The sequence below is a fragment of the Polaribacter glomeratus genome, assembly GCF_002954665.1.
Lineage (GTDB): Bacteria > Bacteroidota > Bacteroidia > Flavobacteriales > Flavobacteriaceae > Polaribacter > Polaribacter glomeratus.
In genome coordinates this window covers 2,130,290-2,146,208 of the sequence record NZ_MSCM01000001.1, presented here as the reverse complement: position 1 = coordinate 2,146,208, position 15,919 = coordinate 2,130,290, and the positions used below count along the sequence as shown (strand labels likewise).

The following is a 15,919-nucleotide window of genomic DNA, read 5'->3' as shown; positions in this document are numbered from 1 at the left end:
TTTATCCAATTAAATTTTTTAAACTTGAAATAGTTCCTGTTGGGTCTTCTGATCTAAAAACATAACTTCCTGCAACTAATACATTTGCGCCGGCTTCAATTAACTCATTAGCGTTTAGATCTGTAACACCACCATCAATTTCTATTTGGCAACTAGATGCTGTAAACTCAATTAAATGTTTTAGTTGCTGTACTTTTTTGTAGGTATTTTCTATAAAAGATTGACCTCCAAAACCAGGATTTACACTCATGATACACACTAAATCTAAATCGGTAATAATATCTTCTAAAACAGCAACTGGCGTATGCGGATTTAAAGCAACTCCGGCTTTCATTCCGGCAGCTTTTATGGCTTGTACAGTTCTGTGTAAATGATTGCAAGCTTCATAATGCACGGTTAAAATATTGGCACCTAACTCTGCAAAAGTTTCTATGTATTGATCAGGATTTACAATCATTAAATGCACATCAATAGGTTTTGTAGCGTGTTTGGTAATTGCTTTTAAAACAGGCATTCCAAAAGATATGTTGGGTACAAAAACGCCGTCCATAATATCAATATGAAACCAATCTGCTTCGCTATTGTTAACCATTTCTATATCGCGTTGTAAATTGGCGAAGTCTGCTGCTAAAATTGAAGGTGCAATTAAGTTACTCATTATTTTGTGGTTGTGTCGTTATTTTTACAAAGATAATTAATTCGTTTTAGTGAAGAAGAATGAGAAAGTTAATTTTTTAATAGTTTGGTAGTATTTAGTTTTAGTTTACCACATAGATACATGGAAAACGATTTGCTTATAAACAAGTTTAGCCCTGATTGAACGGTTTGTTTGAGCTCTTTTTTATTCCTTTTTAGGATAAAAAAAGCGAGTAGTGAAAGCAGGAATTAGCTTCAAAAAAAAACCCTCGAAAATGAATTCGAGAGTTTTCTATAAAATATTCATACGTATAATTCAGGATGAAAGAAATATCTAAAATGGTTTAAGACCATTATCCAAGATACGTCATTAAAATTTTACTTCTTGATGTATGTTTTAATCTTCTAATTGCTTTTTCTTTAATTTGACGAACACGCTCGCGAGTTAAATCGAACGTTTCTCCAATTTCCTCTAAAGTCATTGGTTGATGCTCTCCTAAACCAAAATATAATTTTACAACATCTGCCTCACGTGGAGTTAATGTTTCTAAAGCTCTATTAATTTCGATACGCAAAGATTCGTGTAGTAATTGTCTATCAGGATTTGGAGATTCTCCAGAGTTTAAAACATCATATAAATTAGAATCTTCACCTTCAATTAAAGGTGCATCCATAGATACGTGACGTCCAGAGTTTTTCATAGATTCTTTAACGTCATTAACCGTCATGTCTAGTTTTTTAGCAATTTCTTCTGGACTTGGAGGTCTTTCATTTTCTTGCTCTAAGAACGCATACATTTTGTTAATTTTATTGATAGAACCAATTTTATTTAACGGTAAACGTACAATTCTAGATTGTTCTGCTAATGCTTGTAAAATAGATTGACGAATCCACCAAACGGCATATGATATAAATTTAAAACCTCTAGTTTCGTCAAAACGTTTTGCAGCTTTAATTAAACCTAAGTTACCTTCATTAATTAGATCTGGTAAAGTTAGTCCTTGATTTTGGTATTGTTTTGCTACAGAAACCACAAATCTTAAATTGGCTTTTGTTAATTTTTCTAGTGCTCTTTGGTCACCAGCTTTAATTAGTTGTGCTAATTCTACTTCTTCATCGGCAGTAATTAAGTCTACTTTACCAATTTCTTGTAAATATTTATCTAACGATGCGGTTTCTCTGTTAGTAACCTGCTTGGTGATTTTAAGTTGTCTCATCGAATTCTATATAACTTTTTAAACGATTATTGTAATTGCTACACTTACTTGTACGTAAGAATTTATATAAATGTTACAAAAAAATAAAAAAGAGTTCATTTTTTTTTATAAAAAGCAAAAAAAACACGCTTTATCGAAAGAAAAGCGCCGTTTGTCTTATTAAAAAAAATAATTGTGACTTATTAATTTTCTTTGTGTCTAAAATATTATAAGTATTGAAAGCTAGTAGTGCGCACTCCCTAACTGATGAAGAATTAGTTTTTAAAATAGTAGAAACAAACAACTCGCAATTGTTTGCTATATTATATGACAGATTTTCAAAAGTAGTATATAACAAATGTTATGGTTTTTCTAAGAATAAAGAAGAAGCAGAAGATTTGACTCATGACATTTTTATTAGGCTATTTGTAAAACTAAAAACATTTAAAGGAAACTCTAAATTTTCTACATGGTTGTATTCTTTTACCTATAATTTCTGTGTAAATTATGTGCAAAGAAACGATCATAAAAAGAAAGAAAGAGTTACAGTTGTTACAGATCAAATAAAAGGTGATGATGATTTTGATGATATTGAAGATGCACAATTATTTGAACTTAAAGCCGATAATCTAGCAAAAGCATTTGCTATAATTGATGCAAAAGAAAAAATGATACTTTTAATGAAATATCAAGATGACATGAGTATCAAAGAAATTTCTGAAGCTTTAGAAATAGGGGAAAGCGCAGTTAAAATGCGTCTTAAAAGAGCTAAAGTAAAAGTTGTTAGTGTGTATGAAGAATTGTAATTATGAGTAACCCGTTTAAAGAAATTTTACAACATCACGAAGTTCCCCAGGTTTTAAAACAGCGGGTAATGAATGATGTGAATATGATTAAGCTTACAATGGATATTGCAGATTTGTTCTTGGTAAAATACCCAAGCACTATTGGCGATGTTTTTGGGGGCAATTCTCTTAAGAAAAAAAAATAACCATAATTATTAACCAATCATGATGATACCAATATATCTATCAACAGATTTTGATTTCAGTTTTTTATATAACCTTTGGAATAGTTTTGTAGCTTTTTTACCGCAACTTTTAAAGGGTGTTGCTTTTTTTATCTTTGGATGGCTTTTTATAAGAGTAACTTTATACATTATTAAAAAAGCATTGGGTTTTACTAAGATTGATAGTTTGCCCGAAAAATTAAATGTTGATGAAATTTTTGGCAATTCGTTTATCAAAATTCAACCAACCAAGATTATTGTAACCGCTATTAAGTGGGTTTTAATTTTAGTTTTTATTATCATAGCGTCAGAATTATTAGGTTTAAAAATGATTTCCGAGCAGCTAAGTATTCTAATAGCATATTTACCAAAATTAATAAGCGCTTTAATAATTTTCGCAATTGGGGTTTACCTTGCAAATGTTGTAAGAAAAACAATTTCGGCAACGTTTTATTCTTTAGAATTAACAGGAGGGCGGCTAGTTGGTAATATTGTTTTTTACGTAATAGCAATAATAGTAAGTGTTACAGCATTAAACCAGGCAGATGTTAAAACAGACTTGATTACTAACAATTTATCTATTATATTTGCGTCAATTTTATTGGCTTTTACTATTGCTTTTGGTTTAGGATCTATAGATGTAATAAAAAGATTATTATTTGGTTATTATTCTAGAAAAAATCTACAAGTTGGCGATACAATAAAAGCAACTAACTTTGAAGGCATTATAGAATCGATAGATAACATAGCTGTAGTTTTAATGTTTGAAAACAAAAAAATTATAATTCCTATTAAGGAAATTGTAGATAATAAAATAGAAGTGTTGAGTTCATACTCAACCTAAGATTTGATAGAAAGTTGGGGGACTATCTATCATGAGTGATTTTATCACGAAAAAAGAGACCGTGAAAACGGTCTCTTTACTTTTTTATAATAGTTATTTTTATTAAAATAAACCATTTATCTGCGAGTCTATTCTATCTATAACATATCCTAAATCTTCTTGATTTGTTACAAAATCTAAATTATCGACATCAATAATTAATAACTTTCCTTTTGTATACGTAGAAATCCAAGCTTCGTACCGTTCATTTAATCTGCTTAAATAATCGATACTTATAGAGTTTTCATAATCTCTACCACGCTTATGAATTTGACCAACTAACGTTGAGATATCGGCACGTAAATAAATTAATAAATCTGGAGGTGAAACTAAGTTTTCCATTAAATCGAACAAAGAGCTATAATTACTATAATCTCTATTCGTCATTAAACCCATTGCATGTAAGTTGGGCGCAAAAATATGTGCATCCTCATAAATGGTTCTGTCTTGAATAATGTTTTTACCAGATTCTCTCAATTCTAAAATTTGACGAAAACGACTGTTTAAAAAGTAAACCTGTAAATTAAAAGACCAACGTTCCATTTCTGCATAAAAATCGTCTAAATAAGGATTTTCATCAACAGATTCAAAATGAGGATTCCATTTATAATGTTTGGCTAAAAGTTGGGTTAGTGTGGTTTTACCAGCACCAATATTTCCTGCAATTGCAACGTGCATATTTTTAAAAATTCTAAAATTAAAAAGAGACTATAAAGGTAGTAAAAAATATAGTTATGAAATGGTTAACAAATTAATTTATATCCAAAGACTCTTCTAATTATTTATAATTTGCAGAATGTTGTCTTTTTTTTAATTTTTTTCGAAGTTTACCAATAAGCACATCTATATTTTTGGCGTTAAAAAAAATCATCATTTTTCTAAAGTTTGTTTAAAATAAAAGCGCGCTGTCTAGAACTTCATTTTTCTTTTCAAATAAATGAGAAAGAAGTTGCACTTCTCGATGTATAAGTTGTTCAATTTCTGATGTGTATTTTAGCGTTTACTTCGTTAAATTAAAAGAGTATTCTCCTATTTTAATATTGTCAACATTCGTTTTTAGTTCGATTCTGTTTTCAATTATTTTATTCTAACGATCAACTCTATCATCGAAAAAGTTTTTTTAAATAATTGTTTCCACTATGATGAAAGCCTTAAAAAACATCACTAGTTTGCGATTTTTCGCAATAAAAACAATATTTTTTTTGATTCCAAACTCTTGTTTTAATCATTCTTAAACTAGTTTTGTTTTCGGCAAACAATACTTTATTTTTTAGATAAGTTGAACGAACTGTTTACTTCATAAGTCTCAAAAAACGAAAATGACAAATCAAATAAGAAAAACTATTTTAATAGAAATAGCTTAAACATTAAAATGAGTGGTAATTAATATTAAAATTACGTTCAATTTTTTTTGCAATTCAATTAAACCTTTTAGTTTTTTTAAAGTCTAAATTAAATCACTAAAGATTACTTTAGATTAAAAAATTAAATTTATAGACATGAAATTATTATTTACATTATTTTTTGCACTTGTTACATTAGGCACATTTGCCCAGAAAGATTTTCAAGGAAAAGCAATCTATATGTCTAAAACGACTATGGACATGAGCAGTTTTGGCGGTCGTGGAGGAGGACAAATGACAGAGGCTAGAAAAAAAGAAATTGCAGACAGTATGAAATCTATATTAGAAAAAACATTCATATTATCTTTTGATAAAACTTCTTCTCTCTATAAGGAGGACGAACAATTGGCATCTCCAACGGCCAGAAGAGGTTCTGGGTTTATGGCAATGATGGCTGGAAGTTCTGTGAAATATAAAAACACAAAAGATTTAATAGCTATAGAAGAGACAGAGTTTTTTGGTAAAAAGTTTTTAGTTTCTGATAAAATGGAAACTCCAAAATGGGAGCTAGGAAGCGAAACTAAGCAAATTGGAAATTATACCTGTTTTAAAGCTACTTTGATAAAAGATGTTGATCCTATAGATTGGACAAATATGAGAAGAAGGAGTAATGATGACAAAAAAGGTGAAACAAAAAAAGATTCTATAAATGTTGTTAAAGTTTCTGATGATATAGAAATTCCAAAACAAATAGAAGTTGTTGCTTGGTACACGCCACAAATACCCGTTAATAATGGCCCAGGTGAACATTGGGGTTTACCGGGTTTAATCTTAGAAATTAATTCAGGCAGAACTACAATTTTGTGTACAGAAATCATTTTAAATCCATTACAAAAAGAGGTCATAGAAGCACCATCAAAAGGAAAAGAAATTACAAGAGAAAAGTATAACGAAACCGTTAAAATTAAGACGGAAGAAATGAGACAAAACTTTCAAGGTGGTGGAAGAGGAAATAGAGGTGGACGCCAGTAATTAAAAACAAAAACAAATCAAACTTTATAAATGAAAAAAATATTCTTACTAGCCTTTTTAATGGTTACGTTTATTACTAGCGCCCAACTTAAACTAAGCGGTGTTGTTAAAGATAGTATTGGTGAACCTTTAGAAATGGCAAATGTTTTAGCTATAAATAAACTTACCAAAAAAATGGCATCGTATGGGTTTACAGATGCAAAAGGAATTTATAAATTAGAACTTGGCGTAAACGCTACTTTTGATGTGAAAATAAGTTATGTTGGTATGAAATCTACCGATTTTGTCTTAGAAACAAAGACTGAGGATATCGTTAAAAATGTAATTTTGAAATACGATAATTCTTTAGACGGAATTAATATTATCTCTAAAATGCCAGTTACTGTTAGAGGTGATACTATTATTTATAATGCAGATTCTTTTCAAAATGGTACAGAACGTAAACTAGAAGATGTTTTAAAAAAATTACCAGGAGTAGAAATAAATGCAGCAGGAGAAATAGAGGTAGAAGGTAAAAGGGTAGAAAAAATAATGATAGATGGTAAAGAATTTTTTAGTGGTGACACTAAATTAGCATCTAAAAATATACCATCTAATGCTGTTGATAAAATTCAAGTTTTAAGAAATTACTCTAATGTAAGCCAGTTAAGTGGTGTTCAAAGTAATCAAGACAGAGTTGCTATTAATATTAAATTAAAAGAAGGAAAAAAGAACTTTTGGTTTGGAGATGTTACTGCTGGAGCAGGAAATTCTGCAAATACTGGGTTGTACCTTTTTCAACCAAAATTATTTTACTATTCTCCTAAATATACCATAAATGTTATTGGTGACGTAAATAATATTGGCGATGTTGTTTTAAGTAGAGGTGATGCTAGAAGTTTTGGCGGAAATTTTCAAAGTCAGAGTCCATCAAACGGAACAAACATTAATATTGCAGATGCAGGAATCGGTTTTTTAAATGCTGGTGCAAGAAATGCAAATAGAATTGAAACAAAGTTAACCGCTTTAAACTTTAGTTACTCACCTAATCCTAAGTTAGATGTAAGTGGGTTCTTAATTTGGTCTGGTAATAGTAACGGACAAAGAAATATTGATAATATTGATTATATAGATCCAAATACTCCTGATGACATTGTTGATAATCAAACAAGTCAGACTAGTAATACAGGTTTATTTAAGTTTAGTACAGCCTATAAAAAAGACTTTAGCAATCAATTAAACTATAATTTAGCAGGTCGTTTTTCTAACGAGTTTAGAACGGATGCTGTAAATTCATTTGTTTTAAGTGATATAACTCAAAATGAAAGTTCTACACCATTTACAATAAATCAAGATTTTAGTTATTTTTATACCGCAAACGAGAACAATATTTTTGCTTTGGAAGTTAAACATTTGTTGCAAGATGAAGATCCTTTTTATATTGCTTCTTTAGAAAATGACCCAACTAATAATAGCGAACCAAATCGTGCAGATCGTGATGGTTTTGATGATGCTGCACTTGCTCTAGGTTTAGATAGAACATTAACCTATTATGATTTAGAACAAGACAGACGCGTAAAATCAAACCAGTTTGATGCAAAATTAGATTATTACTATATCTTAAATAAAAAAAGTAATTTAAACTTTGTTGCGGGTACAATTTTAAGCACACAAAACTTTAATTCTCAATTTTTTCAACTTTTGAATAATGGTGGTGTTTTAGATCCTAGTCCAGATGTTATTACAGATCCTGTGCCTAATCCATATCCAAATAGAGACTATAATAAAACAACAAACGATACAGAATATAACTTTACAGATATATATGCAGGTGTAAGATATCGACTAAAAAATGGTATTTTCACATTTACTCCAGGTTTTACTGTGCATTCTTATAATTCTAACAATACACAATATGGAACAGAGTTTTTTAAAGATAAGTTTGAGAAATTTTTACCAGAGTTTGAGGTTGTCGCCCAATTTAAAACCAGTGAAAGTTTAACTTTTAGTTATAAAGAAGAGGTTAATTTTACAGATGTAAATCAAATTGCGAGAGGTATTGTAGCAAATAGTTACAATTCTTTTTTTGCGGGAAGCTCAGATTTAGTAAACGCTAGTTTTCATAATTTAAGTTTATTTTATAGAAGCTTTAATTTATTTAATGCGAGTAATGTTTTTGCAAGGGTAAGTTATACAAAAACTGCAGATCAAGTAAATAGAAATACTATTTTTGAACCAGGTTCTGTAGTTTCTAGTAGTACAAATTTAAATTCACCCTTAGATAACGAGAATCTTAACGCTTTTGCGAGTATTGGTAAAACAATTAAAAAGATTAGAATGAGTTTAGGAGGTAATTTTTCTTATAATAAAAGCTATCAATTTATCAATTCTAGAGAAAATACAAATGAAAACATATCTAGAGGTTTAAATTCAAGCATTGGAACTAATTTTACAAAGGCTCCTAATGTTAGTTTGCGTTATAACTTGAATTTTAATGACCAAATTAACACTGCAAGGGCAGAAGATATAAAATCGATATCTCATGCACCTTCTATTAATTTTGATGCTTATATATGGAATTCCTTGACAGTAAAATCAGATTTTTCTTATAATGAAACTCGTCAAAAAGGCAGTGTTATTAATTCATTTCAAATTTGGAATGCTAGTTTAGCCTACAGAAAAGATAGAGATGCTAAATTCGAATACGAGTTGGTAGGTAGTAACTTATTAGCAACAGGTTCAGAAGTTTCTGTAAATCAAAATATTGTTTCATTTAATATAAATGAACGCTTTATTTTACCAAGGTTTATAAGTTTAAGAGTTCGTTATCAGTTGTAATTTTATTTCAATATATAATTAAATGGCTCTTTATTGAGCCATTTTTTATTTAGTTTACTTATTTTTACCGCATGAGTTTATTAGCTACTAAATCTCCTTTTATTGCTACTTTTAAAAGTTTAGGAGCTCTTTATCTGTTTATCTTTTTTGGTTTATTTTTAGATAGTTTTCATAGTATAAAAATTACTAAAGACGCACAGTTTTATGCTAATGTTAGCATGTTTATTGGGTTTTTAATCACTTTTTGGCAAGTAAACAAAAGGGTCAAAGAACAAATGGTTACTGCTGTAATCATAGCTGTTTTGGGGGAATACTTGTTGTCTATTGGTTTAGGAATGTACACCTACAGATTAGAAAATGTGCCACATTATGTGCCTCCAGGGCATGCTTTAGTGTATGTGGCTGTTTTATATTTTTCGAAAGCAAAATCAATCATTAAACATAGAATAACCTTAGAAAAAGTTTTTGCGATTTTCATTTTTATATATGCCACAGTTTTTCTAATTTTTAAAAATGATGTTTTTGGTTTTGTATTAACAATTGCCACACTTTTTATCCTTAGAAACAAACCAAGAGAGCGTCTTTTTTATCTAACCATGTATATTTCTGTTGCGTATTTAGAAATAATTGGCACTAATTTTTTATGTTGGAAATGGCCGGCTACAGCTTGGGGCGTTTTCGATTTCTTGCCAAGCCATAATCCGCCAAGCGGAATTAGTTTTTTCTATTTTTTATTAGATTTAGGTTGTTTGTGGTTGTACAAAAAACGCCATAAAATTGCGTGGTCAAGGATGAAAAGTATCAGAAAAATTCGTGCAGATTCTACTACTTTTTTAAACTAAAAAAGTAATAACTTCGTTTATAATGTAAAATTAATTCCATTTAAAAAATGTCAATAAAAGTAATCGCTGTTTCTAAAACTTATAAAACTCAAAAAGCATTAAATGAAGTTTCTTTTTCTGCGGATAAAGGTCAAATTATTGGTTTTTTAGGCCCTAATGGAGCAGGGAAATCAACAATGATGAAAATCTTAACAGGTTTTATAAAACCGAATTCAGGTGAAGTTTTTGTAGATGAAATTGATGTTTTAAAAAATCCGATAGCAGCACAAAAAATAATTGGATATTTACCAGAACACAATCCATTATACACAGATATGTATGTTCGTGAATATTTACAATTTCAAGCATCAATTTTTAAGGTTAATAAAAGTGAAATAGAAACTTGTATAGAAAAGGTTGGTTTAACCGAGGAAGCGCATAAAAAAATTAATGAATTATCTAAAGGATATCAGCAGCGAGTTGGTTTGGCAGCTGCAATTTTACACAACCCAAAAGTGTTAATTTTAGATGAACCAACAACCGGTTTAGACCCAAATCAAATTGCGGAAATTAGAGAATTAATTAAGGAGTTAGGCAGAGAAAAAACAGTATTATTTTCTACTCATATTATGCAAGAAGTAGAAGCAGTTTGTGATCGCGTGATTATTATTAAAAAAGGCGCAATTTTGGTTGATAAAAAATTGTCTGAACTTAAACAGAATAATCAACAAATTATAGAAGTTACTTTTGATCGTAAAATTGAAGAGCAATTTTTTAAACAATTATCTGATATTATTTCTTTAAAGAACAATTCTGAAAATACGTGGTCCTTAACTTTCGAAAGTAAGGAAGATAAGCGTTCTAAAATCTTTGATTTTGCGCAACACAACAGTTTAAAAATACTTAGTTTAAACGCACAGCATAAAAATTTAGAAACACTTTTCAAGGAGGTTACTAGTTAAGGGAAATTAATTTTTTTTCTACCTATTTTAGGAAAGTATACAATTGTACAATTCACAAAATTCTGAATTTGTTCGTAACTCAAATCAGACCATTTTACTTTATTTAATTCAGACATTAATGAAGTTTTCTATTAAAATTACCTTAGATAATTCTGTAAGTTTTTAAGGTACTGAGCAATTCCTTTCGAATACTAATAAAACAATATAAAGTGCTATTTACTATTCGCAGACAGAAAGATAAAACTACTATTTACTCCTGCACTTTTTCACCTTGTTAGTGCTCAAGTTTTAGACAAAGACAACGCTGTTTAATGTATTCTTGTTTATTAGGGTTTCTTCGGATGCGTATTTTTTACATTTTATACTATTTGCATCAAATGGATAAATTTTTAGTAAAAAACTATTTTAATACTTTTTATAAATTTATGACCTCCTAATTTAATAATTAAAACTATAATTTTACTTCTATAAATATTACAATGTTAAAAGTTAATGGCAATGGCAAGCCAAACAATAATTAAACAGATGTATTAGAAAGTAATAAATTGGATTTAAAATGATATTTAAGTATCCCTTAGGATATGTGCCATTTATAAACCAATATTAACGATGGAAATTAATCGAGTTTAACTAAGAAAACTAAAGGGCACTTAACAATCATAAAAGAGTAATAGAACGATTTAAAAATGAAAATAAAAACACAAAAAAATAGGCTCTTTTTTATTAAGAAAAATGGTTTATACCTAATACTTATATTGCTATTTTGCTCTAATACGGCTTTATCTCAAAATACGTTTTCAGACCTAGAGATATTTCTTTGTATAGGACAATCCAATATGGCAGGAAGAGCAGTCATTGAGACACAAGATAAAGGTACTTTAAATAATGTATATCTTTTAAATGCTGCTGCAAATTGGGAAAAGGCCGAAAATCCTTTAAATAAATTTTCAACTATTAAGGGTAATCCTTCTCTTCAGAAATTAGGACTGTCATGGGAATTTGGTAAAACATTACAATCGTATGGAAAACGTGTAGGTTTGGTCGTGAATGCAAAAGGAGGGTCTTCTATAAGTCAATGGGCAGAAGGAACCACTTTTTTTAACCAAGCAGTAGCTAGAGTATTAGCAGCACAAAAGGCAGGTGGCACTATTAAAGGTATTGTTTGGCATCAAGGAGAATCAGATCAAGGTAACACTAACTATGCAGCGGACTTTGCTGCTATGATTATGGCATTAAGAACAGCTCTATCTATTTCAGATTTGCCTGTAATTGCTGGACAAATTCGTAAATGGCAAGGGGAGAAAAATATCAATACGATAATTTCTAAACTCAAAAACACGATTAGTAATGTTGATTTTGCAAGTTCCATAGGTCTTTTTCATTTGGGTGATGGTACGCATTTTGATAGTGAATCACAGCGGGAGCTTGGTGTTCGATATGCGCAAAAATATTTAGAACTCACCGGGCAGTTCGATAATGATATTGATGTTATCGTTTTAGAAGATACGCATGTGCAAGGAGGTAGTCAAGCAGATATTGTTCAGAATGGAAATTTATTAAGAGTAAGAAAAACAACAGGTGAAGGATCTACAAGAAAAACATGGTTAAAATTTGATCTTTCAAATTATTCTAAGGTATCAAATGTCTTTCTTAATTTATCTGGTAACAATAACCAAACCGAATTTACCGTTTCGGTTTTTGAAGGTTCAGATGACTGGGGCGAAAAGACATTAACTTGGAATAACGAACCTACTAAAGGTGCTTTGATTTCTACTTTTAATTCACCGGTTACAGGTTCTAGCGCTTATAATCTAATAGAAAATATAGACATTACAAGTTATGTTCAAGCGCAATTAAATGGGGATAAAATTATTACGTTGGTTATAGAAGGCACCACAGATGATGACGTTCAGTTAAGAATCACAAACTCAGAAGATGCTAGGATAAATAATCCAGCGCCTTTTTTAAAAGTAATGAGCACCACGTTATCTGTCAACGATAATAATAATGATATTAAAGGGTTTACAGCGTTTCCAAATCCTGTAAATAGCACTAATGGTTACCGTTTAGAGCTGTTTTCGCCAACAGGAATAGATAATATTCAAGTTTTTAGTTTAGTAGGACGAGAAATAAAAAGTATTAATAAAATAAAGGCGAATACCTATTCACTAGATTTTAGTGATATAAATAGTTCAGGTATTTACCTTGTAAAAGCTCAAGATAACAAAGGTGCTACAACATTTAGAAAAATCATTAAAAATTAAATATAATTTATTAATTAGCAATCAGAAAATAAGTTTAATTTTTTAAAAAAATGACATGGTTTTTGCACAAAAACTTTGTTGAATGACTAAAAATGGAATAATTATTTGTGAACTTTTTACAAGGATTATGAATTAAATATATATAAATTGAAAAAATTAAATATAAGTTTATTAGTATTGTTTTTAGGAGTAGCCCTAACAGCTCAAAACGTTAGAACCATTTTTACCGTTAATTCAGGATGGGAATTTCATAAAGGGAATCTATCTCAAAAGGCTATTTCTGACAAAGAAACAATTTGGGAGTCAGTTTCCATTCCGCATACCTGGAATAATGTAGATGCTTTTGATGACGAGCGAGGATATTACCGAGGTGTTGGAGTCTATAAAAAATCGATTATTTTTTCTAAAAAGGATGCAAATAAAACAATCCTATTGCATTTTGAAGGTGCAAATCAAGAAACCGAAGTTTTCGTAAACGGGAATATAGTAGGGACACACAAAGGTGGATATACTGCATTTTCTTTTCCAATTACTGAAAATTTAAAGTTTGGAGAAGTAAATGAAATTGTCGTGAAGGTAACGAATGCCTTCGACGAAAATATACCAACATTAACTGCAGATTTTACGTTTTTCGGCGGAATTTATAGAGATATTTATATTGAAAAAATGAATCAAGTTCATTTTAGCACTTCTAAATATGCGGCAAAGAATGTACTAATTAGCACGCCTAAAGTAACTAAGAAAAATGCATCTATTGAATTTAAAGGGCATATCAGTAACAAAACAACATCTATCAAAAAGATTGAAGTGCTGCAATCGATTAGAAATGGTAATAAAGAGATTGTAAAAGAAATTAAAACAAATTTCCTTTTAAAACCAAATGAAGACTTAAAATTTAACCAAACAATTAAAGACTTTAAAAACCCAATACTTTGGTCCCCAGACAATCCTTATTTATACCAAGTAGTTACAAAAATAATTGATAAAAAAACAAAAGAAATTTTAGATGAATCTGTAAATTCTTTAGGATTCCGTTGGTTTGAGTTTGATGTTGACAAAGGATTTTTTATGAACGGGAAACATTATAAATTAATGGGTACTTGTCGTCATCAAGATTATTTAGGGATTGGAAATGCAGTACCAGACGCGCTTCAAGTTAAAGACATAGAACTTTTAAAAGCGATGGGTGGTAATTTTTTACGTTTGGCTCATTATCCACAAGACCCTGTTATTATGGAAGCTTGTGATCGTTTGGGAATTATTACTACGGTAGAAATTCCTATTGTAAATTACATTACAGAGTCTAAAGAATTTGCGACAAATAGTATTGAAATGGCAAAAGAAATGGTGCTTCAAGATTACAACCATCCAAGTTTAGTCTCTTGGGCTTACATGAATGAAATTTTATTGCGTCCACCATTTAAAGACAACCCAGAAAGACAAAAACTGTATTATAAATCAATTACGGCATTAGCAAAAGATATAGAAAAAGTAATTAGAGAATTAGATCCTTATCGGTATACCATGATTCCAAATCACGGTTCTTTTTCAAGATATGTAGCAGCTGAACTTACAGAAATCCCGATGATTGTTGGTTGGAATTTGTATGCAGGTTGGTATGGAAATGACATTCGCGGTTTTGAGCAATATTTAGATCAGCATCACGAGAAGATAAAAAAACCCTTGCTTGTTACAGAATATGGCGCAGGTGCAGACCCTAGAATACGATCGCTAACACCAGAGCGTTTTGATTTTAGTTTAGAATACCAGGTGTATTATCACACACATTATTTAAAAGAAATTTTAAAAAGACCTTTTGTAGCAGGTGTTAATATTTGGAACCTTGCTGATTTTGCTTCAGAAACAAGACATGATGCAATGCCGTTTGTAAATAATAAAGGAATTGCAACGCTAGACCGAAAACCGAAAGATGCGTTTTATTTATACCAAGCTTTTCTGAAAAAAACGCCATTTATTGCCATTGGTTCTAAACTTTGGGAACAAGGATCTGGATTTACTGATACCAAAGATGGTATTGTTTGTACACAACCCATTAGTGTATTTACCAATCAAAAAAGTGCAGTTTTATATCTCAATGGAATCTCTTTAGGCAAAAAAATGTCGAATGAAGATAAAACTTTGGTTTGGCAAGTTCCTTTTAAAAATGGTAAAAATTTATTAGAGGTAGTTTCTACTAATGATGGTAAAACGATAAAAGATTTCCATTCTATAGACTTTAATCTCATTGCTAAAAATTTAGACAGTAAGCTTGTACCCTTTGAATCTGTTCGAATTACACTAGGTTCTAAACGTTATTTTTTAGATGAATTAACAAAAGAAATATGGTTGCCATCCAAAGAATATACTGGTGAAAACGATTCTTGGGGAACCATTGGAGGAGCGCCATTTCAAATGAAAAATACGTCGCGCCAAAATTATAGTACAGATCAAAGTATTAAAAACACTAATAATGACCCAATTTATCAAACGCAACAAGTAGGATTAGATGCTTTTAAATTAAAAGTACCCGATGGTTTTTATGAATTGACTTTGCATTTTGCAGAACTAATTTCTGATAAAGAAAAAGAAGTTTTGGCTTATAATTTGGATGCTAATTCAGAAAAAGAAGCCGAAAATAGCAGCCGTATTTTTGATGTTTTGGTCAATGGAAAAGTGATTTTTGAAAATTTAGACTTGCTGAAAGAATATGGTTCAGAAAAAGCAGTTTCTTTTAAAATTAAACAATTGGTAACTGAAAATAATGGAATTACTATTTCTTTCCGTTCCGTAAAGGGCGAGCCGATCTTAAATGCTGTAGAATTAACAAAGGTTTTTTAAACGGATAAAATTAAATATAAAATCTGAATAAGTGAATTACTCAGACATAGATAGACCGTTTTTGGGAGAACCGGTCTGGTTTAAAAGTTTTTTTTGAAGTCCTTAGAAGTTAAAATTT

The 15,919-nt window shown here is 30.1% G+C and carries 12 protein-coding genes; 9 read left to right on the top strand and 3 right to left on the bottom strand.

The window, feature by feature from the left end:
* Position 1: 1 nt before the first annotated feature.
* Positions 2-658 carry a ribulose-phosphate 3-epimerase gene (gene rpe / locus BTO16_RS09105; RefSeq protein WP_105021272.1) on the bottom strand — a complete coding sequence of 219 codons (657 nt, stop codon included), beginning with the start codon at positions 656-658 and terminating at the stop codon, positions 2-4.
* A 331-nt stretch (positions 659-989) separates the two neighbouring features.
* Entirely contained in the window at positions 990-1,853 is an 864-nt protein-coding gene (locus BTO16_RS09100) for a sigma-70 family RNA polymerase sigma factor (RefSeq protein ID WP_104810249.1), read from the bottom strand.
* A gap of 215 nt (positions 1,854-2,068) precedes the next feature.
* Between BTO16_RS09100 and BTO16_RS09095 the strand changes: the two genes are divergently transcribed.
* The 3 genes from BTO16_RS09095 to BTO16_RS09085 are packed head-to-tail and all read left to right on the top strand — an operon-like array spanning position 2,069 to position 3,685.
* Entirely contained in the window at positions 2,069-2,638 is a 570-nt protein-coding gene (locus BTO16_RS09095; protein ID WP_105021271.1) for an RNA polymerase sigma factor, read from the top strand.
* Positions 2,639-2,640: 2 nt separating this feature from the next.
* Complete coding sequence (locus tag BTO16_RS09090; protein WP_105021270.1) at positions 2,641-2,823, top strand: hypothetical protein; 183 nt, start codon at positions 2,641-2,643, stop codon at positions 2,821-2,823.
* Between the two features lie 22 nt (positions 2,824-2,845).
* Positions 2,846-3,685: a mechanosensitive ion channel family protein gene (locus BTO16_RS09085; RefSeq protein WP_211298215.1), complete on the top strand. Its 840-nt coding sequence runs from the start codon at positions 2,846-2,848 to the stop codon at positions 3,683-3,685.
* 102 nt (positions 3,686-3,787) lie between these two features.
* Here BTO16_RS09085 and BTO16_RS09080 read toward each other — a convergent pair whose 3' ends face one another.
* Positions 3,788-4,414, bottom strand: a complete 627-nt coding sequence (locus BTO16_RS09080; protein ID WP_262503051.1) for a deoxynucleoside kinase — start codon at positions 4,412-4,414, stop codon at positions 3,788-3,790.
* Positions 4,415-5,223: 809 nt separating this feature from the next.
* Between BTO16_RS09080 and BTO16_RS09075 the strand changes: the two genes are divergently transcribed.
* The 6 genes from BTO16_RS09075 to BTO16_RS09050 all read left to right on the top strand — a co-directional run bounded on the left by BTO16_RS09075 (position 5,224) and on the right by BTO16_RS09050 (position 15,801).
* Positions 5,224-6,099, top strand: coding sequence for a GLPGLI family protein (locus BTO16_RS09075; RefSeq protein WP_105021267.1), 876 nt, complete (start codon positions 5,224-5,226; stop codon positions 6,097-6,099).
* A 30-nt stretch (positions 6,100-6,129) separates the two neighbouring features.
* Positions 6,130-8,916, top strand: coding sequence for a TonB-dependent receptor (locus tag BTO16_RS09070; RefSeq protein ID WP_105021266.1), 2,787 nt, complete (start codon positions 6,130-6,132; stop codon positions 8,914-8,916).
* A 71-nt stretch (positions 8,917-8,987) separates the two neighbouring features.
* Positions 8,988-9,758 carry a hypothetical protein gene (locus tag BTO16_RS09065; protein WP_105021265.1) on the top strand — a complete coding sequence of 257 codons (771 nt, stop codon included), beginning with the start codon at positions 8,988-8,990 and terminating at the stop codon, positions 9,756-9,758.
* A gap of 47 nt (positions 9,759-9,805) precedes the next feature.
* Positions 9,806-10,699, top strand: coding sequence for a gliding motility-associated ABC transporter ATP-binding subunit GldA (gldA, locus tag BTO16_RS09060; protein WP_105021264.1), 894 nt, complete (start codon positions 9,806-9,808; stop codon positions 10,697-10,699).
* Positions 10,700-11,385: 686 nt separating this feature from the next.
* Positions 11,386-12,963: a sialate O-acetylesterase gene (locus BTO16_RS09055; protein WP_105021263.1), complete on the top strand. Its 1,578-nt coding sequence runs from the start codon at positions 11,386-11,388 to the stop codon at positions 12,961-12,963.
* A 147-nt stretch (positions 12,964-13,110) separates the two neighbouring features.
* Entirely contained in the window at positions 13,111-15,801 is a 2,691-nt protein-coding gene (locus BTO16_RS09050) for a glycoside hydrolase family 2 TIM barrel-domain containing protein (protein ID WP_105021262.1), read from the top strand.
* Positions 15,802-15,919: the final 118 nt, after the last annotated feature.